Source organism: Streptomyces sp. NPDC088246, assembly GCF_044741025.1.
Taxonomy (GTDB): Bacteria; Actinomycetota; Actinomycetes; order Streptomycetales; family Streptomycetaceae; genus Streptomyces.
This window is the reverse complement of the sequence record NZ_JBIURV010000031.1, coordinates 43,317-64,940: the sequence shown is the minus strand read 5'-3', so window position 1 is coordinate 64,940 and position 21,624 is coordinate 43,317. Positions and strand designations below refer to the sequence as shown.

Here is a 21,624-nt window from a genome sequence, read left to right as displayed (position 1 = left end):
ACTTCGATGCGGAGGATCACCACATACAACTGTCAGTCAGATAATCCGGTACTTTCCGTGAGTGACGAACTCTGTACGGAATCTGACGGCTCTGACTGTCCTGGGCACGGTACTCGGCGGCCTTGCCGGGTGCGGGAGCCCCGGAGGCTCCCCGGCTGCGGAGCGTACGCCCGTTGTCGCCGACGCACCGTCGCAGACGGCCTCGGCACCGCCGCTCGTGAGCGCACCCCCCGCCGCGACGGAGCAGCCGCCCACCATGACACCGGGCCCGGGCGCGCTGACGCCCGTCTTCACGCGCGGGGCCAAGACGGCCGGGAAGGTTGTGGCGCTGACCTTCGACGCCGATATGACGGCCGACGAGGGGCCGCGCGCGGCTGCGGGCGAGCACTTCGACAACCCCGGACTGATCGCGCTGCTGCGCCGACTGAAGGTTCCCGCGACGGTGTTCATGACGGGGCGGTGGGCCGATGAGTACCCGACGCAGGCCCGGTCCATCGGCGCCGATCCGCTCTTCGAGATCGCCAACCACTCGTACAGCCACTACGCCTTCAAGTCCCCCTGCTATGGACTGCCGACCGTGGCGAAGGGCGAGATGCGCGGCGATGTCGAGCGGGCCTTCGCCGCGTTCCGGAAGGCCGGTGTGCGCAATGTGGTGCCGTACTTCCGCTTCCCCGGCGGCTGCTACGACAATGCGGCGCTGCGCGCGCTCGCGCCCGAGAAGGTGACGGCGGTGCAGTGGGACGTCGTCAGCGGCGACGCGTTCGCGACGGATGCGGACGCGGTGGCGCAGCAGGTGTTGAACGGGGTGAAGCCGGGCTCGGTGGTCGTCATGCACTGCACCCGCAGCGCGGCACCGGTCACGGACGAGGCGGTGCGCCAGGTGGTCCCGGAGCTGCGCAAGCGCGGGTACCGCTTCGTGAAGGTCTCCGACCTGATGCGAACGCGCCCTGCCTAGCCGGAGCACGCCGTGCGCTGGGCCTCCTGCCATTCGCAGACCGGGCAGAGCGTGACGCCCTTGACCGACTCCGGGTACTCGGTCGGCTTCCGGCACAGCACGCACTCGGCGTACGGAGGTCCCGCGGCGGGTGCGGGGGCCACGGCAGGCGTTTTGCAGTACGACTCGTCCACGCGTACGCCATTGCGCTCATCCATGCGCAGGAGACTACTCAGCCGCGCAGCGAGGTGAGCCTGCAGGCGAGCGCGGCCACCGCCGCTGCGATCGCGGCGGCTGCGACGAGCGGCAGGAGCGGCACGTGCACCGTGCCGGTCTGCGAGCCGGTGACCAGACCCGTCACGGCGTGGTTGGCCGGCGAGCCGCTGGTCACCAGGGCCAGCAGTGCGGCGAGCACGGTGGTGGCGACGGACCAGCCGCGCCGGTGCAGCAGCGGCCGGGTGCACAGCGCACCGACGGCCGCCCCCAGCAGCACGCAGCAGACGGCGGCGAGCAGTCCGGCGAGCCCCGCGGGCAGCAGTGGCACCCGGACGGTGTTGTCGGTGCTGGTCGGCGAGCTGATCAGCAGCACGATCGGGGTGGCGACCGCGCCCAGGAGCCCGGCGCACCCGAGCGCGACGAGCAGCGAGGCGAGGTGGACACGCGGCGATCCCGCCACCGCGGCAGCGACGGTACGGGCAGCGGGCGGCTCCTGGTTGACGCAGAGCCGTACGAGCCAGGCGGTGACGGGCAGGAGCCCGGCGGCAGCGTAGCCGAGCGAGTCGAGGACGGGCTGCCCCGACTGGACGCCGATGCCGAGGAAGGCCGCGTACAGCAGTACCGGGGCGAGCCAGCGCTGGGAGCGGATCAGCAGGGCGGCCTGATAGCGGAGGAGGGCGGTCATGGCACCTCGGGAGTCGAGCGGTTACAGGGGGTCGGTGCAACGGCCGTGGGGGCGGACCCGGGAACGGCACCCGGGTCCGGGGTGGTCGTGCCCGGGGCGGCAGCACCCGGGGCGGCAACACCCGGGGCCGTCGTGCCCGCGGCGGCAACACCCGGGGCCGTCGTGCCCGGGGCGGCAACACCCGGGGCCGTCGTGCCCGGGGCCTTCGTGCCCGGGGCCTTCGTGCCCGGGGCCGTCGTGCCCGCGGCGGCCTTCGTGTGCGGAGCGGCCTCCGGCTCCGGAGCGGCGCCGGGGGCGGTCGTCAGCTGTCGGATGTGCCAGGGCGGGCGCGCGGCGAGCAGCGCGCGCAGCAGCGCGTCGGAGTGCGCGGCCGCGACGGTGAGCCGTACGGCCCCGTCTGCCGCGCGCGTGCGCTCGGGCGTACCCGGCAGCCCGGCGGGGAGTGCGGCGCCCGGTGGGCCCGCCGCCTCGATGCGTACCTGCGGCCCGGTCCCCGCGGCTCGCGCCACGGGTACGGCGGCGAGCCCGTGCCCCTCGACCCGGAACGCGGCGTCGACCACCCCGGCGAGCCGGCGCGGGTCGTGGTCGACGAAGACGACGGTGGAGCCTGCCGCGATCCGCTCGGCCACGGCCCGGTCCAGCTCGTCGCGGGCCGCGGCGTCCAGGCCGGTCCATGCCTCGTCCAGGACCAGCAGCTCCGGTTCGGCGAGGAGCGCCTGGGCGACGGCGACCTTCTGGCTGGTCCCTTTGGAGAGTTCCGGAAGAGGTGTACGGGCATGGCCGGCGGCCCCGAAACGGGCGAGCCACGACTGCGCCCGGTCCGCCGCCTCGGAGGCCCGCAGGCCGTGGATCCGGCCGAGGTGGACCAGGTACCCGGCCGCGGTGAACGGCAGCGCGGCCGGGAAGCGCTCGGGGACGTATGCCGTACGGGGCCTGCGGCCGGTGATCCGGCCCTCTGTCGGGGCGTCGATCCCGGCGAGCAGCCTCAGCAGCGTCGACTTGCCGGTGCCGTTGGCACCCTCGATGCGGATCAGGGTGTGCGGGGGCAGGTCGAGGTCGACCCCGCGCAGCACCCATGGTCCGCCGAGGCCGTACCGGCGGCCCACCCCGCTCAGGTTCAGTTGGCCGATGCCTTCTCGGGCTTGGCCTCGCTGGGCCGTACGATCACGAATCCCTCGCCGTCCAGCCGCAGTTGGACGGCCTCTCCGGACCCGCCGCGCATCATCGAGCCGAAGCTCTGCGAGCGGTGCAGCGATGTGGTCAGGTTGGCGCTCCAGCCGACCACCGCGTCCGTGTCGACGCACACCGGCTGCTGGGGCGTGACGGGTATCACGATGGGGTGGCCCTCACACATCAGGCCGAGCTTGCCGTATCCGGTGAAGACGCTGTTGAAGATGCCGCCGCCGGTCATCCCGGCGCCCTTCACGGTCTTGATCTCGTAGGAGAGCGTGGCGTCGAAACAGAGCACGTTGCGGCCGTTGATGGTGAGGACGTCGCCCTGCTCCATGTCCACGATGAAGCAGTTGGCGGCCTCGTGCGCGAACCAGGCCTCGCCCTGGCCGCGGACCGCCATCAACGGCAGCCCTTCACCGGTGACGGCGCGCTTGAGCAAGCCGCCGAGGCCCTGACCCTTGCGCTCGAACTGCAGATCACCGCGGAAGGCGATCATCGCTCCCTGGCGGGCGTGCATCTCGCCGTTGACGGCGTACTTGATGGATTTGGCGTTCTGCAGGGTCATCCCGGGGGCGGTTGCCTGCTGCGCCATGTTCTCACTGGAAAAGAGATCACTCTTCATGCGGTGCATCCTCACCCGGAGCGATTCATTCCGCCAAGAAGCGTTTCTCGGGCGGCTGGCAGACTGGGACGAGTGAGCGACAACGACACCCCCGTATCCCCGTCCGAATCCCCGGCCACGTCCCACTCCCCCGCGGCGGACAGCCCGTTCAGGTCCGAGCGGACGCGCCGCGACGAGGCCCAGCAGTTCGTGCTGCCGCTGGTCGTGCACATCGAGAAGACGGCTCCCCCGGCCCGTACCGACGCGCTGCGGACCGCCGCCCGCGCTGTGCTCGTGATGCTCTCCGACGAGCGGTCGGCCGACGAGGGCGAGTGGGCGCGGGCGATGCGGGACTGGCAGGACGCCCGGATCCGCAAGGTGGTGCGACGGGCGCGCGGCGCGGAGTGGCGCAAGGCGTCCGCGCTGCCCGGCATCACGGTCACCGGCGAGAGCGCCGAGGTGCGGGTCTTCCCGCCGGTGCCTCTGGACGGCTGGCCGAAGGAGCTGGCGAAGCTCCAGGTGTCGGGGACCGATCTGGACGACCCCGAGCCACCGGCCGCACCCGATCCCGCGAGCCCGGTGCTGTGGCTGAACCCGGAACTGGACATGTCGGCGGGCAAGGCGATGGCACAGGCCGGGCACGGCGCGCAGCTCGCCTGGTGGGAGCTGTCGGAGACGGAGCGCAAGGCATGGCGCGAGGCGGGCTTCCCGCTGTCGGTCGCCACTTCGGAGGCGGGCCGCTGGCAGGAACTCACGGTGAGCGGGCTTCCGGTGGTGCGTGACGCCGGGTTCACCGAGATCGCTCCGGGGTCGTGCACCGTGGTCGCCGACCACCCCGCGCTGCGCGGCTGAGCGGGGTCAGGGGCCGCTCCCCTTGTCCGCGGGGCCCGTTGAACATCCCGGTGCGGTGATACGTACCTCCCGGTACTGCCGTACCGGCAGCGCCAGTTCGCCGATCTGCTGAGGAACGCGCACGGCAAGGTCTTCGCTCTGATCGCCCAGGTCCGGCACACCACCCGCAATTCGCTGATCCGGCAGCCGGCGGCCGACGCCAACCAGACGGTGCTCGACCACATCACCATGCTGGAGGGCACCGGCTTCGTCGACTTCGACGCGATCGCGCGCGAGGCGGCCGGCGCGGCGACGGCCGGCCCGACGAGACCGCCCGCTCCCGTCGGCACAGTCGTACCGCCGGTGCCGGCGGAGCCGACCGGGGACATGCCGTTCACCTCGCGGCCCTCCACGATGCCGATGCCTTGACCACCCCGGACCGGGAACCTCAAATCAACCTCTGAACGTCCCCCTCTTCGGATTCACCACCGCCCGTCAGGGCCATTAGCCCTGCACGGAGTGGAGGAGGGGGACGACATGAAGCTGGGAATCGGCATCGGCTGGCGGCCGGAGATCGCGGACGCCGTCGAGGCACTGGCGGGGATCGACTGGGTGGAGGCGGTCGCGGAGAACATCTGCACCGACCATCTGCCCGATTCGCTGGTGCGGCTCAGGGCGCGCGGTGTCACCGTCGTCCCGCACGGTGTCTCGCTCGGCCTGGGCGGGGCGGAGCGCCCCGACGCCGGCCGGCTCGCGGATCTCGCGGCCCGGGCCGAGCTGCTCTCCACGCCGCTGGTCACCGAGCACATCGCGTTCGTACGGGCCGGGGGGCCGCGCACCGCCTCGCCGGGGCTGGAAGCGGGCCATCTGCTGCCCGTGCCACGGACCTGGGACGCGCTGGACGTGCTGTGCGAGAACGTACGGATCGCGCAGGACTCGCTGCCGGTGCCGCTGGCACTGGAGAACATCGCGGCGCTGATCTCCTGGCCCGACGAGGAACTGTCCGAAGGGCAGTTCCTGGCGGAGCTGGTCGAGCGCACCGGCGTCCGGCTGCTGATCGATGTCGCCAATCTGCACACCAACCACGTCAACCGCGGCGAGGACCCGGCCACCGCGCTCGACGAGCTGCCGGTGGAGGCCATCGCGTACGTACATGTGGCGGGCGGCGTCGAGAAGGACGGCGTCTGGCACGACACCCACGCCCACCCGGTCACCGAGCCCGTACTCGACGTCCTCTCCGGACTGCGCTCCCGGGTCGACCCGCCCGGCGTACTCCTGGAACGGGACGACGACTTCCCGCCGGCCGAGGAGCTGGCGGGCGAACTGATCACGATCCGCGCCACGCTGGACCGGGCGGCTGCCCTCGGCACCGGCGCGTCGGCGCACGCCGGGACATCCGTATCGCGACCTGCCCGGGACCCCGGTCGGTTTCCAAAATCCGTGCGCGACCGGGTCGCGGTCGCCCAGACCGCGTTGCTCTCCGCCCTCGTCGCGGGCACCCCCGCTCCGCAGGGCTTCGACCACCGCCGTCTCGGGATCCAGAGCCGTGCCCTGGCCGCCAAGCGGGCCGGGGTCGTCGCCAAGGTGGCACCCGAGCTGCCGGAGATTCTGGGCGCCGGCTACCGGGACGCCTTCCTCGCGTACGCCAGGACCCGTCCTATGTCCGCGGGCTACCGGCGCGACGCGCTGGACTTCGCCGAGGGGCTGCTGATCGCCGGCCGTCCCACCGACGACGCGGCACGGCGCCGGCTGACCCACTGGTGGCAGGACCGGGCCGCCGCGCGACCACCGCGCCGCTCCACCCGGCTGGTACGAGCGGCCCGCGCGGCCCTGGTCGGAAGGTGACCGGCATGAACACCCTCGCAGTGCTGGTGGATCTCGGCATCGTGGTCTCGTCGGTCCTCCTGATCGTGGGGCTCACCCGTGCCCGCGGCGGGTCCGGCGGCCCCGCCCACGACCTCTTCGAAGTCGCTTTCCTGAACGGCGGTCCGGGCAGGGTGGTGGACACCGCGCTCACCGCGATGCAGACGGACGGGCGGCTCGCCATCGGCGGTCCCGGCATCGTCGCCGTCCAGCAGATGGACGCCCGTGACCCGGTGGAGCGTGCGGTGCTCCAGGAACACGCCATGGCGCCCAGCGGCGCGCTGCACACCCTGCGCGACGCGGTGATGCGGCACCCCGCGGTGCAGGAGATCGGCGACGCGCTCGCGGCCCGCGGTCTGCTGGCCTCGCCCACGGCGAGCCGTACGTGGCGCCGCTGGGGCATCGCGCAGGGGCTTGTCTGTTTCCTGGCCATCCCGCTCACGGTCGTGATGACGGCTGTGCAGTCCATGGCCGACTACGCAGCCGACGTGGACTTCGCCGTACCGTTCATCTTCAAAGTCCTCCCCTTCCTGCTGGTCGGCTTCCCGACCGGCTTCGTCTGCGCCGCCGTCGCCCGGGGGCGGGCCACCCAAGCGGGGCGCCGGGCCGCCGAGGCGTACCGCACCGCCCATGCGTACAACCCGCACCCGGCCCATCTGGTGGCCACGCACGGACTGCGGGCCCTCCCCGATCCCGTACTGCAGACGCAGCTGATCGCGGCGGCCAGGATGCGCCCGGCGGGACGGCCCCTGCACTCGGGCTCGCGCTCGTCCTCGTCCTCGGACTCCTCCGGCATGTTCGTCGCACCGGCGGTGTGGTGCGCCGGTAGGGGCCCCGGCAACGGCAGCTGCGGAAGCTCCAATGACGGTGGCAGCGGAGGTGGCGGTGGCGGTGGCGGGTGCAGTTCGGGGTCGAGCTGCGGTTCGGGGTCCAGTTGCAGCTCAGGGTCCGGCTGCGGCGGGTCGAGCGGCTCCAGTTGCTCCAGCAGCAGCGGTTCCAGCTGCGGTGGCGGGTCCAGTTGTGGCAGCAGCTCCTGAGCGACCGCGGCGTCCCGCTGCCCGGCCCACGCCGCCGAACCGTCCGCATGCTGCACAGGCCATGGCGTTCCACGCCCGTCCCGCATAGAAATCCGCCATGCTCTGGGTACTGTTTCTGCTGGTCGCATGGGGTGCGGCAGCCATCTCGTGCATCCGGCTCTGTATCGTCGCCGCCCGCACGGGGCTGCTGCACGACGCATCCGCGAATTCTGTACGGAAGGTGCCGGACGGTCCTGAACTGACCCTGTACGAGACCGCTTTCCTGGCCGGCGGACCACACCGGGTGGTCGATCTGACGCTGGTCACCATGCATCTGCGGCGGCGGCTGCTGCTCGCCCACACCGGGTGGGCGACGGTCGTCGACCCGGAGGGCCGGGACGAGATGGAGCGCACGGTGATCCGTGCCATCGGTCCGCAGGGCCAGTCCCGCATACGGCCTGTGCGGACGGCCGCGGCGACCGCCGAACCCGTGCGCGCCCTGGCCGACCGGCTCGTCACCGCGGGTCTGGCCGTCCCCGGCGGCGCCGGAACCGATGTCGCCGCCGCGGTCCGGGCGGTGCGCGGCGTGGCTCTGCTGGTGGTCGCGATGGGCGCTGTCGCCCTGTTGATCCCCGGTCAGGAGCGCAGCGCCGGCGGTCCGGTGGTCCCGCTGCTCGTCTGGTTCGGGCTGCCGCTCGCACTGACGCTGGGCTGTCTGATCATCGCCCGGATGGAGATCCATCCGTACAGCTCCTGGGCCTCACCCGCCGGGCAGCGACTGCTTGCCGCGAACGAGATCCCGGCGGTAAAGGACCATGGTGTCCTGGCGGTGATTGCCGTACGGGGTGTGCGCGCCGTGGACGATCCGGCGCTGCGGGCCGCACTCGGGGCCCACCGTCCGTCCAGCTGATCGCTGACGAAAGGTCATTTCTCGTCAGCGAGACCGCCGTTGGCCAGCGGGGACAGCAGCGGCATGACGGCCCGACACCAGGACGGGCTGCTTGCAGACGACATAGTGGCTGAACAACCCGCCCTGCCGTTTCCTTGGTGGTCGGTCAGCACCGCCCCGGGACCTCTGAGCAGAAAGAGAGCCCCGGTGAAGAACATGGTTGAGCAGCAGCGCGCCTCACCCAAGCCTGCCGCCGACGCCCCGGAGCGGCCGGCAGTGTCCGCCGGCGACTGCGGGCTGCTTCTCCGCGTGCTTCTCTGTGGGTTCCGGGGTCGCCGCAGGTCGGAGCCTGCGGCGAACCCGGAGCCGAACCCGGTGTCGCTGGAACGACGGGCAGCGCGGAACGCGCCGGTGCCCCGTCGTCTGATCTTCCGGGTTGGGGTGGTCGGAGCCCGCTCGCTACGCGAGTCCGGCCACCAGGTCTGCAACCGACTTCCTGCGCCCCGTGTAGAACGGAACCTCCTCGCGGACGTGCATCCGCGCCTCGGAGGCCCGCAGGTGGCGCATCAGGTCGACGATGCGGTGCAGCTCGTCGGCCTCGAAGGCGAGGATCCACTCGTAGTCGCCGAGCGAGAAGGAGGCGACGGTGTTGGCCCGGACGTCGGGGTAGCCACGGGCCATCTTGCCGTGGTCCGCGAGCATGCGGCGACGGTCCTCGTCCGGCAGCAGGTACCAGTCGTAGGAGCGCACGAAGGGGTAGACGCTGATGTAGTTGCGCGGCGTCTCGTCGGCCAGGAACGCCGGGATGTGCGACTTGTTGAACTCGGCGGGGCGGTGCAGCGCCATGTTCGACCAGACCGGCTCCAGTGCCAGGCCCAGCTTGGTGCGCCGGAAGAGGTTGTACGCCTCCTGCAGCTCGTCCGCGGTCTCGGCGTGCCACCAGATCATGATGTCGGCGTCGGCACGCAGGCCGGAGAGGTCGTAGGTGCCGCGGACGGTGATGTCCTTCGCCGCGAGCTGGTCGAACAGCTCCTGGACCTCATCGGCGTAACCGGCACGGTCCGCGGGCAGGACATCGCGCAGCTTGAAGACGGACCACAGCGTGTAGCGGATGACCTCGTTGAGGTCCTTGGCCTTCTTACCGGCGTTGGGGATCTTCTCAGGCGCACTCATACGGCTATTGTCCCGCCTCGCTCCGTGTGCCCTGAACCAGGGTCGACGTGGCGATGATCTCTTCCCCGGACCCGCCGGTGAGGTCGCGGACGATCTCGTCGGCGGCACGGTGGGCGCTCGCGATGCACGCCGGGATGCCGACCCCGTCGTAGACCGCTCCGCAGACCCGCAGGCCTGGCAGCTTGGCGACCTCGTCACGGATCCGGGCGACCCGGGAGAGGTGGCCCACCGGGTACTGGGGCAGTCCGCCGATCCACCGGGTGACCTCGGTGTCCACGGGCTTCGCGGCCAGTCCGGTCGCCTCGGCGAGGTCACGCAGCGATACGTCGACCAGCTCGCTGTCCTCGCGGTGCAGGTGGTCCTCCTCGCCGTACCGGCCGACGGAGGTGCGCAGGACGAACAGGCCGGGGGCGGAGTCGGCGACCCAGTTCCACTTGTGGGTGGAGAAGGTGGAGGCCTTGATGGTGCGGCCGTCGACCGGCGGCACGAGGAAGCCGGAGCGTCCGTCGAGTGCGCCGGTGGCGGCCACGTCGGAGCGGCGGAACGCCATGGTGACGAGCGCCATCGACGCGTACTCGACACCGGCGAGCTCGGCGGAGGCGGCCGGGGACTCGGCGGCGAGCAGGGTGGAGGCGGACCAGGCCGGGGCGGCGAGCACGATGCCGTCGGCGGTGATCACCCGGGTGTCCGTTCGGACGTCCCAGCCGCCGGTGGTACGGGTCAGGCCGAGGACGGGGGTGGCGGTCAGGATCTCCCCGCCCGCCGCGCGCACGGCGTCGGCGACCGCGTACGGCAGGGTGCCGATGCCGCCGTCGATGCCCTGGAAGACCGGTCCGGTCTGCTGCCGGGCCGCGGCCCGCTCCTGGATGCGCCGGACACCGTCGAGCAGCGAGCCGCCCTCCCGCACCACCTCGAAGAGCTGCGGTACGGCGGCGCGCATCGAGATCCGGTAGGCATCGCCCGCGTACACGCCTCCGAGCAGCGGTTCCACGAGCCGGTCGACGACCTCGCGGCCCAGCCGGTCGGCGACGTACGCGCCGACCGCGACATCGTCGCCGACGGCGGTCGGGGTGAGGTCGCGCTCCTGCGCGATGCGCGCGAGGCCCTCCGGGGAGAGCACCCCGCTGAGCGCCGCCGGGTCGCCGGGTACGCCCATCACATGGTCCTTGGGCATGGGCCGCAGGGCGTCGCGTGTCCAGACCGATGCGGTGGCGGTGGCGGGCGGCTGGAGGCGGTCGCCGAGCCCGACGGCGCGCGCCAGGGCGACCGCTTCGGGGCGCCGGGCGAGCATCGACTCGGCGCCCAGGTCGACCTGGGTACCCGCGATGTCACCGGTCATGAGTTTGCCGCCGAGCCGGTCGGTGGCCTCGAGGAGGGTGACCCGCAGCCCGGCCCCGAGGAGCCGGTGGGCGGCGGCGAGACCGGCGATGCCACCGCCGATGACGACGACATGACCCGTACCTGTGTCCGCGCGGTTTATTGAACGCTGCATGCCTCCACTCTCTCAAACCTCTTCCGAGTCCTGAACGTGACCGCTTCGAAACCGGTATCAGGCAACCCGCACCACCGCCCCGCACGTCGAACCGGCACCATCAACCACCCACCTCGGGGGAGCAGTTATGCAGACAGACCGGCATCCAGGCCGTTCATCCGTCCGTCGTTCGCGCACGATCCTGGCCGCCGGGCTGCTGGCCGGCCTCCTCGCACTGAGCGGCTGCGGCGCCGCCGGCAGTGCGAGCGACGCGAGTTCCGGGGACGACAAGAAGGCGATCTCCGCGGACGAGCGGGGCGCCGCGGACACCGCGGCCGGGAAGACGGCACAGGATCCGCAGGAGGCCGGCGGTTCGCCGGCGGAGCGGAAGAAGCCCGACGCCCTGCCCGCCGGCACCCATGTCATCCGTACCGCCACGCTCTCGGTGGAGGTGAAGAGCGTGCCGAAGGCCGCCGCGGCCGCCCGTTCGGTCGCGGAGGGTGCGGGCGGTCTGGTGGCCCGCGAGGAGACGGAGCGGGTCGACGACACGCATGAAATGTCACATATCGTGCTGCGTGTTCCGCAGGGTGAGTACGACGCGGCGCTGCGGGATCTCGCGGGCGCCGGGAAGCTGTTGTCGCGCACGTCGTCCGCGAAGGACGTCACCGACCAGGTGGTCGACGTGGAGAGCCGGATCGCCACCCAGCGGGCGAGTGTGGCGCGGGTGCGCAAGCTGATGGACCGGGCCGAGAAGCTCACCGATGTGGTCGCACTGGAAGGCGAACTGAGCAGTCGTCAGGCCTCCTTGGAGTCACTGCTCGCCCAGCAGGAGTCGCTGAAGGACCGCACCACACTCGCCACGATCACGCTCGACCTCTCCGAGCCGGAGACGGTGGCGAAGGACGGCGACGACGACCCCGGTTTCCTGGACGCGCTCGGCGGTGGCTGGCACGCGTTCGTCACGATGCTGCGGTGGCTCGCGATGGCGGTGGGGGCCGCGGCCCCGTTCCTGGCCACGGCCGTCGTACTCCTGCTGCTGTGGCGGCTGCTCCCGGGCCGCCTGCCCGGACGCCGTGCGCGGCGGGCGCCCGAGCGGTCCGAGTCCTCGTCCACGCCCCCGGCGTCGTAGCGTGGTCCCTTCGGACTCGGCGTCGAAGGGACCAGGCATGACGGCGGAGCGACTGGTAATCATCGGCGGTGACGCGGCGGGCATGTCCGCCGCGTCCCAGGCCCGCAGACTCAAGGGTCCCGACGAGCTGAGCATCGTCGCCTTCGAGCGGGGCCATTTCAGCTCGTACTCCGCCTGTGGCATCCCGTACTGGGTCGGTGGCGACGTCGCGGAGCGGGACGACCTCATCGCCCGTACGCCGAAGGAGCACCGGGCCCGCGACATCGACCTGCGGATGCGGACAGAGGTCACGGAGATCGATGTCGCCGGGCAGCGGGTGCGGGCCTTGGACCGGGAGACCGGTGAGACGTACTGGACGGGCTTCGACAAGCTGGTGATCGCGACGGGCGCCCGGCCGGTGCGTCCGGCGCTGCCCGGTATGGACGCACCCGGGGTGCACGGGGTGCAGACGCTGGACGACGGGCAGGCGCTGCTGGAGTCGCTGGACCGGGTGGCGCCGGGGCGCAGGCGGGCGGTCGTCGTCGGGGCGGGCTACATCGGCGTCGAGATGGCGGAGGCGATGCTGAAGCACGGTTTCGAGGTGACCGTGCTCAACCGCGGCGAGCAGCCGATGGCGACACTCGACCCCGACATGGGGCGGCTGGTCCACGACGCGATGGACGGCCTGGGCATCACCACGGTCAACCGGGCCGAGGTCACCGCGATCCGCACCGGCCCGGACGGCCGGGTCCGCGCCGTCGCCGCGGGCGACGCCTCCTACCCGGCGGACGTGGTGGTGCTCGGTATCGGTGTGGAGCCGGAGACGACGCTGGCGCGGGCCGTCGGCCTCCCGCTGGGCCCGCACGGCGGCCTGCTCACCGATCTGTCGATGCGGGTCGTCGGGCACGACAACATCTATGCGGGCGGCGACTGTGTCGAGGTCCTCGACCTGGTGGCGGGCCGTACCCGCCATATAGCGCTGGGCACCCATGCCAACAAGCACGGCCAGATCATCGGGGCCAATGTGGGCGGCGGCTATGGGACGTTCCCGGGGGTGGTGGGTACCGCGGTGAGCAAGGTGTGCGATCTGGAGATCGCCCGCACCGGGCTGCGGGAGAAGGACGCCCGCGCGGTGGGCCTGCGGTTCGTCACGGCGACGATCGAGTCGACGGGCCGGGCGGGCTACTACCCGGGGGCGCAGCCCATGACGGTGAAGATGCTCGCGGAGTACCGCACGGGGCGGCTCCTCGGTGTGCAGATCGTGGGCCGGGAGGGGGCGGCCAAGCGTGTGGACATCGCGGCCGTGGCGCTCACGGCCGGGATGACGGTGGACCAGATGACCGCCCTGGACCTGGGCTACGCCCCGCCGTTCTCACCGGTCTGGGACCCCGTCCTGGTGGCGGCCCGCAAAGCGGTGACGGTACTGCGGCGGGCGGGCACCGCCTGAGAGCCTGTCGGGTGACCTCCGGTCGGATAGCGGACGCGGTCTGGTGCGTGCGATTCCAAGGCGGAGGAGGGAGTCGACGCGAAGGGCCCCCCATGCCTTCAGCTATGGGGGAGTTGGTGACTGACGACAACGCGGGAAGCGTGCGTGCCAGGACGTGGCCGCCCGGTCGGAGGTCACCCGACAGGCTCTGAGTGCGCGGTGCCCGGCGCCCGGTCCCCTCGGCTCAGCGCTCGGTCCGCTCGTGCACGTACTCCACGAGCCGCGTCAGCGCGTCCGGGTCCATCGACGGCATGACGCCGTGGCCCAGGTTGAAGACATGGCCCTCGAGACCGGCGGCCGCGTCCAGCACTTCCTGGGCCTTCTCCTGCACCACCGTCGTCGGCGCGAACAGCACCGCGGGGTCGAGGTTGCCCTGGAGCGCCTTGCCGGGGCCGACCCGCCGCGCGGCCTCGTCCAGCGGAACCCGCCAGTCGACGCCGACGACATCCGCGCCCGCCTCGCCCATCAGGCCGAGGAGTTCGCCCGTGCCGACACCGAAGTGGATGCGCGGGACCCCGTACGGAGCGACGGCCTCGAAGACCTTCGCCGAGGCGGGGAGCACCGAACGCCGGTAGTCGGCGGGGGCCAGCGCGCCCACCCAGGAGTCGAAGAGCTGGACGGCCGAGGCACCGGCCTCGATCTGGACCTTGAGGAAGGCGCCGGTGATCTCCGCGAGCCGGTCGAGCAGATCCGCCCACAGCTGCGGGTCGCCGTACATCAGGGCCTTGGTGTGCTCGTGGTTGCGGGACGGGCCGCCCTCCACGAGGTAGCTCGCGAGCGTGAAGGGCGCGCCCGCGAAACCGATCAGCGGGGTGGAGCCCAGTTCGGCGGTGAGCAGGCCGATGGCCTCGGTGACGTAGCTGACATCCTCGGGCGTGAGGTCGCGCAGCCGGGCCAGATCGGCGCGGGTGCGGATCGGATCGGCGATGACGGGGCCGACACCGGGCTTGATGTCGAGGTCGATCCCGATGGCCTTGAGCGGTACGACGATGTCGCTGTAGTAGATCGCGGCGTCGACCTTGTGGCGGCGGACGGGCTGCATCGTGATCTCCGCGACCAGCTCCGGCATCATGCAGGAGTCGAGCATCGGGATGCCCTCGCGCACTTTCAGGTACTCCGGCAGCGAACGCCCTGCCTGGCGCATGAACCAGACCGGCGTGTGCGGCACGGGCTCGCGGCGGCATGCCTTCAGGAACGCCGACTCACGGGTGGCGGATGTCTTCGTCTGCTGGCCCATGGGGCGGTCGTTGGCACTCACACACAGAATCTTCGCACGAAGCCGCAAGCAGCCGGGCCCGCCCGGGTGTCCCTCCCTGCGCGAGGCTCCGGTTCCGCCTACTCTTCCCCGCATGGCTCCGGCTCAGGGACAGTTCTCCGATCAAACCGATGGCGCTGACAGCAAGGACAGCGCGGAGGGTGGTTCCGTCCCGCCCGCGTTCCGGTCGGCAGTGGACGCGCTGCGCTCGGCGCGGCTGCGTCCCGAGCTGGAAGTGGAGCCGACTCGGCCGCCCAAGCGGCTCGCTCCGTACGCGTACGCCCTGGAGGCCGCGGTCGTGGACGGCGAGGACGATCTGGCCGACGGCCGCCTCGTACTGCTCCACGATCCGGCCGGGCACGACGCCTGGCACGGCACCTTCCGCCTGGTGACGCTGGTACGGGCCGAGCTGGAACCGGAGATGGCCTCCGATCCGCTGTTGCCGGAGGTGTGCTGGTCATGGCTGACCGGTGCGCTGGAGGCGCGCGGTCTGTCGTACGGAGAGGCGGGCGGCACGGTGACCCGGGCGGGGTCGCACTACTTCGGTGCGCTGGCCACAAGACGCCCGGCGACGCAGATCGAGATCCGGGCGTCATGGACACCGCGCGAGGGCCGGGGCGGGGTGCCGGACACCGCGGCGCATCTGATGGCGTGGGGCGATCTGCTGTGCCAGATCGCCGGCCTGCCACCGTCCGGCTCCGCCGATGCCGCGGTGGTGACACTCCCCCAGCGGCGCGGCCCCCAGGTTCCCTGAACCTGTCCTGAATCCGCCCCGAACCCTTCCCCTTGCCGGTAACGCTGCGTCATAACCGTCGCAAAGTCACCGGCATTCTTTTCGTACAATCGATCGCATGTCCGATTTGCCCGAATTGTTACTCACCAAATAGTGATCTTCCTCTAAAGGAGGACGGGTCTGCTGCCGAAGAGGTCAATGACCCTTCAAGCACGGTTCGCCCCGGCTTCATCCCCGAGCCGGCCCGTCCCGCCACTCCCCAGGAGGCCTGGTGTCCGTTCTCCTAGAGCAGCCCGCAAGCCTGGTCGCCTACCGCCCGAACAAGCCGACGGCCATGGTCGTCGTGGCCGACCCGCGCGTCCGTTCCACCGTCACCCGCCATCTGTGGGCACTCGGAGTACGTGACGTCATCGAGGCGTCGTCCATCGCGGAGGCCCGTCCCCGCGTCGGCAATCCACGCGACATCTGCGTAGCCGACGTCCACCTGCCCGACGGTTCCGGGCTGACCCTGTTGTCCGAGACCCGAGCCGCCGGCTGGCCGAACGGCCTCGCCCTCTCCGCCGCCGATGACATCGGCGCCGTACGCAACGCCCTGGCGGGCGGAGTGAAGGGCTACGTCGTCACCGGCACCCGAACCAATATCGGCCACCCCACCCGTCCCGGCGTCGCTCCCATCGGCGCCACTGCCGCCCGTATGCACCGTCGGCCGCCCGGCACCCCGAGCCACCCGGGCGGCTACCGCGAACTGTCCGGCCGCGAGGTCGAGGTCCTCCGGCTGGTCGCCGAAGGCCAGTCCAACAAGGCCATCGGCGTCTCCATGGGCCTGTCCGCCCTGACCGTCAAGAGCCACCTCGCCCGAATCGCCCGCAAGCTCGGCACCGGAGACCGCGCAGGAATGGTCGCCGTCGCCCTGCGAACGGGCATCATCCACTGACCCCCGCACCCCGGCACGTGCACACAGCCATACGCACCGGCTGGTTTGCATTCATCGGCGCCCGTCGACGGAACGTTCCGTCGACGGGCGCCGTACATACACAGATACCCTTGACACGTGACCGACGCCCAAGAGACCGCAGCAGACACTTCACTGCGAACCACCGGGGGCGCTCCCCCGGACGACGTCGCCCCGGCGCCGATCCCCTTGCTCGAACCTCGAGAGGGCATTCCCCCGGTGGTGGCATCCGACGACGCCCTCGCCCGGGTGGTCGCCGCCTTCGCCGCGGGCTCCGGCCCGGTGGCCGTCGATGCCGAGCGCGCCTCCGGCTACCGCTACGGCCAGCGCGCCTACCTCGTGCAGCTGCGCCGCAACGGCGCGGGCAGCGCACTGATCGACCCTGTCGGCTGCCCCGATCTGTCGGGACTCGGCAGCGCCCTGAGCGGCAGCGAGTGGATCCTGCACGCCGCCACTCAGGACCTGCCCTGTCTGCGCGAAATAGGGATGACTCCCACCGGGCTCTTCGACACCGAGCTGGCCGGACGGCTGGCCGGCTTCCCGCGGGTCGGCCTCGGCGCCATGGTCGAGAACGTGCTCGGGTACTCGCTGGAGAAGGGCCACTCCGCCGTCGACTGGTCAACCCGTCCGCTGCCCGACCCCTGGCTGCGCTATGCGGCGCTCGACGTCGAGCTGCTGATCGATCTGCGCAACGCCCTGGAGGACGAGCTCGACCGGCAGGGCAAGCTCGACTGGGCGCGGGAGGAGTTCGACGCGATCGCCTCGGCGCCGCCCGCCCCCCCGCGCAAGGACCCGTGGCGCCGCACCTCCGGCATGCACAAGGTCCGCCGCCGCCGTCAGATGGCGGTGGTACGGGAGCTGTGGACCGCCCGTGACCAGGTTGCCCAGCGCAGGGACGTCTCCCCCGGCAAGGTGCTGGGTGACGCCGCGATCGTCGAGGCGGCGCTCGCGCTCCCACCGAACACGCATGCGCTGACCGCGCTGCCCGGGTTCGGCCACCGCATGGGGCGGCGGCAGCTCGAGCAGTGGCAGGCGGCCATCGACCGGGCCAAGGCGCTGCCGGACGCCGAGCTCCCCCAGCCCGGCCAGACCCTCGCCGGTCCGCCGCCGCCCCGCGCCTGGGCGGACAAGGACCCGGCGGCAGCGGCCCGGCTCTCGGCCGCCCGCGCCGCGGTGTCGGAGCTCGCCGAGCGGCTCCACATGCCGCAGGAGAATCTGATCACCCCGGACACGGTGCGCCGGGTCTGCTGGGAACCGCCGAAGAATCCGACCGCGGACGCGATCGAGTCCGTGCTCACCGGGTACGGCGCGCGGCGCTGGCAGATCGAACAGGTGACCCCACTTCTGGTCCGGGCGCTGGTGTAGGCGGCCTGAGGGCTCACCCCTGAGGGTCGTAATCACGCCAGGTTGCGCGACCTCCGGCCGCGCTCTGCCCTCAATCGCCGGACGGGCTGTTCTCACCGCCGCGTCCGGCGATTGTCGTTTCCGGCGCGGCTCGACACCTCCGGCAGCCGGCCACCGGCCCATCCGGCGTTCGCGGCCGAAACGGTCCTCGCGCCCGCCCCATCCGCATGTGACCTTCGCCGCTCCCACCACAAGGGCTGGGCAGTCTGGTTACCCGCAAGTAGCATGAGGGGAGCGGCGCGCCTGTGGGCGTGCCCCGCAGCAGTGCCATCCCGCACCCTGGAGGAGAGCCACCGTGCCTCGTACCATCCGGGACGTCGTCTTCGTCGACGGCGTCCGCACCCCGTTCGGCAAAGCGGGCCCCAAGGGCATCTACCACGAGACCCGCGCCGACGATCTCGTCGTGAAGGCCATCCGGGAGCTGCTGCGCCGCAACCCGGACCTGGACCCCGCGAAGATCGACGAGGTCGCCATCGCCGCCACCACCCAGATCGGCGACCAGGGTCTGACGCTGGGCCGCACCGCCGGAATCCTGGCCGGTCTGCCGCAGTCCGTCCCCGGTTACTCCATCGACCGCATGTGTGCGGGCGCCCTGACCGCCGTCACCTCGACGGCCGGCTCCATCGCCTTCGGCGCGTACGACGTCGTCGTCGCCGGTGGTGTCGAGCACATGGGCCGCCACCCGATGGGCGAGGGCGTGGACCCGAACCCGCGCTTCGTATCGGAGAAGCTGGTCGACGAGTCCGCCCTGTTCATGGGCATGACCGCGGAGAACCTGCACGACAGGTACCCGCAGATCACCAAGGACCGCGCCGACCGGTACGCGGTCCGTTCGCAGGAGAAGGCCGCCAAGGCGTACGCCAACGGCAAGATCCAGCAGGACCTGGTGCCGGTCTCCGTGCGCCGCACCAACGCCGAGGCCGGGGAGACCGGCTGGGGCCTGGTCACCGCCGACGAGCCGATGCGTCCGGGCACCACGCTGGAGTCCCTCGCCGGTCTGAAGACCCCGTTCCGCGCGCACGGCCGCGTCACCGCCGGTAACGCCGCGGGTCTCAACGACGGTGCCACCGCTTCGCTGCTCGCCGCCGAGGACGTCGCCCGCGAGCTGGGCCTCCCGGTCAAGATGCGCCTCGTGTCGTACGCCTTCGCGGGCGTCGAGCCCGAGGTCATGGGCTACGGCCCGATCCCGTCGACGGAGAAGGCCCTCGCCAAGGCGGGGCTGACCATCGGCGACATCGGTCTGTTCGAGATCAACGAGGCGTTCGCCGTGCAGGTGCTCGCCTTCCTCGACCACTACGGCATCGCCGACGACGACGCGCGCGTCAACCAGTACGGCGGCGCCATCGCCTACGGTCACCCGCTGGCCTCGTCCGGTGTGCGTCTGATGACTCAGCTCGCCCGTCAGTTCGAGGAGCAGCCTCAGGTCCGCTACGGCCTGACCACCATGTGTGTCGGCTTCGGCATGGGCGCGACAGTCGTCTGGGAGAACCCGCACTTCGACAAGGCAGACGGAGGCAACAAGTGAGCTCCACCACTGAGCTTCTGAAGGGTGCGGCCGAGCTGTTCCCCGGCGAGGTCGTCACGCAGGCGCACGTGCGCCACCTGGACCTTCCGGCCGGTGCGGGCCGCTTCGCCCTCATCACGCTGGACAACGGCCTGGACCACACCAAGCCGACCACCTTCGGACCGCAGTCGCTGGCGAACCTGAACGCCGCCGTCGACCAGGTCGAGAAGGAGGCCGCCGAGGGTGCGATCGCCGGTATCGGCATCACCGGCAAGCCGTTCATCTTCGCGGTCGGCGCCGACCTCAAGGGCGTCGAGCTGCTGAAGAACCACGACGACGCGCTCGCCATCGGCAAGGGCGGCCACGACGTCTTCCGCCGCCTCTCCGGCCTCGCGGTCCCGACGTTCGCGTACTACAACGGCGCGGCGATGGGCGGCGGTGTCGAGGTCGGTCTGCACTGCTCGTACCGCACCGTCTCCAAGGCGCTGCCCGCGTTCTCGCTGCCCGAGGTCTTCCTCGGTCTGGTCCCCGGCTGGGGCGGCTGCGCACTGCTGCCGAATCTGATCGGTGCCGACCGCGCGGTCTCCGTCATCATCGAGAATTCGCTGAACCAGAACCGCCAGCTCAAGGGCAAGCAGGTCTTCGAGCTCGGGATCGCCGATGCCCTCTTCGAAGGTGCGGACTTCCTGGAGCAGTCGCTGATCTGGACCGCGAACGTGCTGAACGGCACCGTCACGGTGGAACGCCCCGAGGTCGACCGTGGTGACGCCTGGGACCGGGCCGTCGCCCGCGGCAAGGCCATCGCCGACTCCAAGGTGCACGGCGCCGCCCCGGCCGCGTACCGCGCGCTGGAGATCATCGCCGCGGCGAAGGACGGCGACCTGAGCGCCGGCTTCGACGCCGAGGACCAGGCCCTTGCGGACCTGATCATGGGCGGCGAACTGCGCTCCGGGATCTACTCCTTCAACCTGGTCCAAAAGCGTGCCAAGCGCCCGGCCGGTGCCCCGGACAAGGCCCTGGCCCGCCCGGTCACCAAGGTCGGCGTCGTCGGTGCCGGTCTGATGGCCTCGCAGCTGGCGCTGCTGTTCCTCCGCCGTCTGGAGGTGCCGGTCGTGCTGACCGACATCGACCAGGTGCGCGTCGACAAGGGTGTGGGCTACGTCCACGCCGAGATCGAGAAGCTGCTGGGCAAGGGCCGCATCAACCAGGACAAGGCCAACCGCCTCAAGGCCCTGGTCTCCGGTGTGCTGGACAAGGCCGAGGGCTTCTCCGACGCCGACTTCATCATCGAGGCCGTCTTCGAGGAGATCGGCGTCAAGCAGCAGGTGTTCGCGGAGGTCGAGGCGGTCGCCCCGGCGCACGCGATCCTCGCCACCAACACCTCGTCCCTCTCGGTCACCGAGATGGCGTCGAAGCTGCAGCACCCGGAGCGGGTCGTCGGCTTCCACTTCTTCAACCCGGTCGCGATCCTCCCGCTGCTGGAGATCGTCCGCGGCGAGCAGACCGACGACGCCTCGCTGGCCACGGCGTTCGGTGTGGCGCGGAAGCTGAAGAAGACCGCGGTGCTGGTGAAGGACGCCCCGGCGTTCGTCGTCAACCGTATCCTCACCCGCTTCATGGGCGAGATCCAGAACGTCATCGACGAGGGAACCTCCGTCGAGGTCGCCGAGAAGGCCATCGAGCCGCTCGGTCTGCCGATGTCGCCGCTGGTGCTCCTGGAGCTGGTCGGCCCGGCCATCGGTCTGCATGTCTCCGAGACCCTGAACCGCGCCTTCCCGGACCGGTTCACCGTCTCCGAGAACCTGGCCGCGGTCGTCAAGGCGGGCAAGCGCGGCTTCTACGTCTACGAGTCCGGCAAGCCGGAGCTGGACCCGGAGGTCGCCGCGCTCCTCAAGCAGGGCGATGTCGTCCTGTCCGAGGAGCAGGTCCGCGACCGAGTCCTGGACTCGGTGGCGCAGGAGATCGGACTGATGCTGGACGAGGGCGTCGTCGCCGAGGCCCAGGACATCGACCTCTGCCTGATCACCGGCGCGGGCTGGCCCTTCCACCTGGGCGGCATCACGCCGTACCTGGACCGTGAGGGCGTCTCGGAGCGGGTGAACGGCAAGAAGTTCCTCGCGCAGGGCGTGGCGAGCGTTCCGGCGTAACGGATTCGCTCCGTCCCGGCCGACTGAGGGGCGTGGGGAACTGCCGACCGGCCACAGCCGGTCGGCAGTTCCCCGCGCCCCTTTCGGGCGTGCCGTACAGCTGGTCGCGCCCACGCGGCGGAGCCACATATTCGGCCCGTCGGCGGCGCGTGCGCCCCTGGGCGCATGAAGGCACTGCTGGTG

The 21,624-nt window shown here is 71.4% G+C and carries 18 protein-coding genes and 2 pseudogenes; 13 read left to right on the top strand and 7 right to left on the bottom strand.

What is annotated here, in order from left to right; all coding sequences use genetic code 11:
• The first annotated feature begins 82 nt into the window (after window positions 1-82).
• Window positions 83-955, top strand: coding sequence for a polysaccharide deacetylase family protein (locus ACIPEK_RS33255; protein ID WP_402003894.1), 873 nt, complete (start codon window positions 83-85; stop codon window positions 953-955).
• Here the strand turns inward: ACIPEK_RS33255 and ACIPEK_RS33250 are convergent.
• From ACIPEK_RS33250 to ACIPEK_RS33235, 4 genes and pseudogenes are all read right to left on the bottom strand, one after another.
• Window positions 952-1,152 carry a hypothetical protein gene (locus ACIPEK_RS33250; protein ID WP_093899291.1) on the bottom strand — a complete coding sequence of 67 codons (201 nt, stop codon included), beginning with the start codon at window positions 1,150-1,152 and terminating at the stop codon, window positions 952-954. The genes ACIPEK_RS33255 and ACIPEK_RS33250 overlap by 4 nt on opposite strands.
• 14 nt (window positions 1,153-1,166) lie before the next feature.
• Complete coding sequence (locus tag ACIPEK_RS33245) at window positions 1,167-1,835, bottom strand: ABC transporter (RefSeq protein WP_402003837.1); 669 nt, start codon at window positions 1,833-1,835, stop codon at window positions 1,167-1,169.
• Window positions 1,836-2,092: 257 nt separating this feature from the next.
• A pseudogene (locus ACIPEK_RS33240) lies at window positions 2,093-2,908 on the bottom strand (ATP-binding cassette domain-containing protein); the annotation flags it as partial.
• A gap of 44 nt (window positions 2,909-2,952) precedes the next feature.
• The gene (locus ACIPEK_RS33235; RefSeq protein ID WP_383073191.1) at window positions 2,953-3,630 is read right to left on the bottom strand and encodes an AIM24 family protein; all 678 of its coding nucleotides are present in this window, start codon (window positions 3,628-3,630) and stop codon (window positions 2,953-2,955) included.
• Window positions 3,631-3,702: 72 nt separating this feature from the next.
• Between ACIPEK_RS33235 and ACIPEK_RS33230 the strand changes: the two genes are divergently transcribed.
• From ACIPEK_RS33230 to ACIPEK_RS33210, 5 genes and pseudogenes are all read left to right on the top strand, one after another.
• The gene (locus tag ACIPEK_RS33230; protein ID WP_402003833.1) at window positions 3,703-4,461 is read left to right on the top strand and encodes a peptidyl-tRNA hydrolase; all 759 of its coding nucleotides are present in this window, start codon (window positions 3,703-3,705) and stop codon (window positions 4,459-4,461) included.
• A gap of 42 nt (window positions 4,462-4,503) precedes the next feature.
• Window positions 4,504-4,869, top strand: a pseudogene (locus tag ACIPEK_RS33225) (hypothetical protein); the annotation flags it as partial.
• 108 nt (window positions 4,870-4,977) lie between these two features.
• A complete protein-coding gene (locus tag ACIPEK_RS33220; protein ID WP_402003830.1) occupies window positions 4,978-6,285 on the top strand; it encodes a DUF692 domain-containing protein in 1,308 nt (435 codons plus the stop codon).
• A gap of 5 nt (window positions 6,286-6,290) precedes the next feature.
• Window positions 6,291-7,340: a TIGR04222 domain-containing membrane protein gene (locus ACIPEK_RS33215; protein ID WP_402003827.1), complete on the top strand. Its 1,050-nt coding sequence runs from the start codon at window positions 6,291-6,293 to the stop codon at window positions 7,338-7,340.
• Window positions 7,341-7,437: 97 nt separating this feature from the next.
• Window positions 7,438-8,229 carry a TIGR04222 domain-containing membrane protein gene (locus ACIPEK_RS33210; protein WP_402003824.1) on the top strand — a complete coding sequence of 264 codons (792 nt, stop codon included), beginning with the start codon at window positions 7,438-7,440 and terminating at the stop codon, window positions 8,227-8,229.
• A 438-nt stretch (window positions 8,230-8,667) separates the two neighbouring features.
• On the opposite strand, the gene hemQ is transcribed toward ACIPEK_RS33210, so the two are convergent.
• Both hemQ and hemG read right to left on the bottom strand, forming a co-directional pair.
• On the bottom strand, window positions 8,668-9,381 hold the full coding sequence (hemQ, locus tag ACIPEK_RS33205) for a hydrogen peroxide-dependent heme synthase (RefSeq protein WP_383073181.1): 714 nt from the start codon (window positions 9,379-9,381) through the stop codon (window positions 8,668-8,670).
• A gap of 4 nt (window positions 9,382-9,385) precedes the next feature.
• The gene (gene hemG / locus ACIPEK_RS33200) at window positions 9,386-10,873 is read right to left on the bottom strand and encodes a protoporphyrinogen oxidase (RefSeq protein WP_402003821.1); all 1,488 of its coding nucleotides are present in this window, start codon (window positions 10,871-10,873) and stop codon (window positions 9,386-9,388) included.
• Between the two features lie 127 nt (window positions 10,874-11,000).
• On the opposite strand from hemG, the gene ACIPEK_RS33195 reads away from it, so the two are divergent.
• Window positions 11,001-11,981 (top strand): DUF4349 domain-containing protein, encoded by a 981-nt coding sequence (locus ACIPEK_RS33195; RefSeq protein WP_402003818.1) that lies wholly within the window; start codon window positions 11,001-11,003, stop codon window positions 11,979-11,981.
• A 37-nt stretch (window positions 11,982-12,018) separates the two neighbouring features.
• Window positions 12,019-13,407, top strand: a complete 1,389-nt coding sequence (locus ACIPEK_RS33190) for an FAD-dependent oxidoreductase (RefSeq protein WP_402003815.1) — start codon at window positions 12,019-12,021, stop codon at window positions 13,405-13,407.
• Between the two features lie 223 nt (window positions 13,408-13,630).
• Here the strand turns inward: ACIPEK_RS33190 and hemE are convergent, their stop codons facing one another.
• Window positions 13,631-14,704 (bottom strand): uroporphyrinogen decarboxylase, encoded by a 1,074-nt coding sequence (gene hemE, locus ACIPEK_RS33185; RefSeq protein WP_402003812.1) that lies wholly within the window; start codon window positions 14,702-14,704, stop codon window positions 13,631-13,633.
• A gap of 91 nt (window positions 14,705-14,795) precedes the next feature.
• On the opposite strand from hemE, the gene ACIPEK_RS33180 reads away from it, so the two are divergent.
• From ACIPEK_RS33180 to ACIPEK_RS33160, 5 genes are all read left to right on the top strand, one after another.
• On the top strand, window positions 14,796-15,455 hold the full coding sequence (locus ACIPEK_RS33180) for a DUF3000 domain-containing protein (protein ID WP_402003809.1): 660 nt from the start codon (window positions 14,796-14,798) through the stop codon (window positions 15,453-15,455).
• A 250-nt stretch (window positions 15,456-15,705) separates the two neighbouring features.
• Window positions 15,706-16,368, top strand: coding sequence for a response regulator transcription factor (locus ACIPEK_RS33175; protein ID WP_093899280.1), 663 nt, complete (start codon window positions 15,706-15,708; stop codon window positions 16,366-16,368).
• Window positions 16,369-16,485: 117 nt separating this feature from the next.
• A complete protein-coding gene (locus tag ACIPEK_RS33170) occupies window positions 16,486-17,751 on the top strand; it encodes an HRDC domain-containing protein (protein ID WP_383075124.1) in 1,266 nt (421 codons plus the stop codon).
• Between the two features lie 334 nt (window positions 17,752-18,085).
• The gene (locus ACIPEK_RS33165) at window positions 18,086-19,315 is read left to right on the top strand and encodes a thiolase family protein (protein ID WP_402003804.1); all 1,230 of its coding nucleotides are present in this window, start codon (window positions 18,086-18,088) and stop codon (window positions 19,313-19,315) included.
• Window positions 19,312-21,441, top strand: a complete 2,130-nt coding sequence (locus tag ACIPEK_RS33160; protein ID WP_402003801.1) for a 3-hydroxyacyl-CoA dehydrogenase NAD-binding domain-containing protein — start codon at window positions 19,312-19,314, stop codon at window positions 21,439-21,441. The genes ACIPEK_RS33165 and ACIPEK_RS33160 overlap by 4 nt, the downstream gene beginning before the upstream one ends.
• The last annotated feature ends 183 nt before the right edge of the window (window positions 21,442-21,624 follow it).

Excerpts from the sequence above, each read along its gene's own strand:
- hemG (WP_402003821.1), bottom strand. The coding sequence starts at position 10,873 with ATGCAGCGTTCAATAAACCGCGCGGACACAGGTACGGGTCATGTCGTC.
- ACIPEK_RS33220 (WP_402003830.1), top strand. The coding sequence starts at position 4,978 with ATGAAGCTGGGAATCGGCATCGGCTGGCGGCCGGAGATCGCGGACGCC.
- ACIPEK_RS33245 (WP_402003837.1), bottom strand. The coding sequence starts at position 1,835 with ATGACCGCCCTCCTCCGCTATCAGGCCGCCCTGCTGATCCGCTCCCAG.
- hemQ (WP_383073181.1), bottom strand. The coding sequence starts at position 9,381 with ATGAGTGCGCCTGAGAAGATCCCCAACGCCGGTAAGAAGGCCAAGGAC.
- ACIPEK_RS33180 (WP_402003809.1), top strand. The coding sequence starts at position 14,796 with ATGGCTCCGGCTCAGGGACAGTTCTCCGATCAAACCGATGGCGCTGAC.
- ACIPEK_RS33235 (WP_383073191.1), bottom strand. The coding sequence starts at position 3,630 with ATGAAGAGTGATCTCTTTTCCAGTGAGAACATGGCGCAGCAGGCAACC.
- ACIPEK_RS33215 (WP_402003827.1), top strand. The coding sequence starts at position 6,291 with ATGAACACCCTCGCAGTGCTGGTGGATCTCGGCATCGTGGTCTCGTCG.
- ACIPEK_RS33250 (WP_093899291.1), bottom strand. The coding sequence starts at position 1,152 with ATGGATGAGCGCAATGGCGTACGCGTGGACGAGTCGTACTGCAAAACG.
- ACIPEK_RS33195 (WP_402003818.1), top strand. The coding sequence starts at position 11,001 with ATGCAGACAGACCGGCATCCAGGCCGTTCATCCGTCCGTCGTTCGCGC.
- ACIPEK_RS33190 (WP_402003815.1), top strand. The coding sequence starts at position 12,019 with ATGACGGCGGAGCGACTGGTAATCATCGGCGGTGACGCGGCGGGCATG.
- ACIPEK_RS33210 (WP_402003824.1), top strand. The coding sequence starts at position 7,438 with ATGCTCTGGGTACTGTTTCTGCTGGTCGCATGGGGTGCGGCAGCCATC.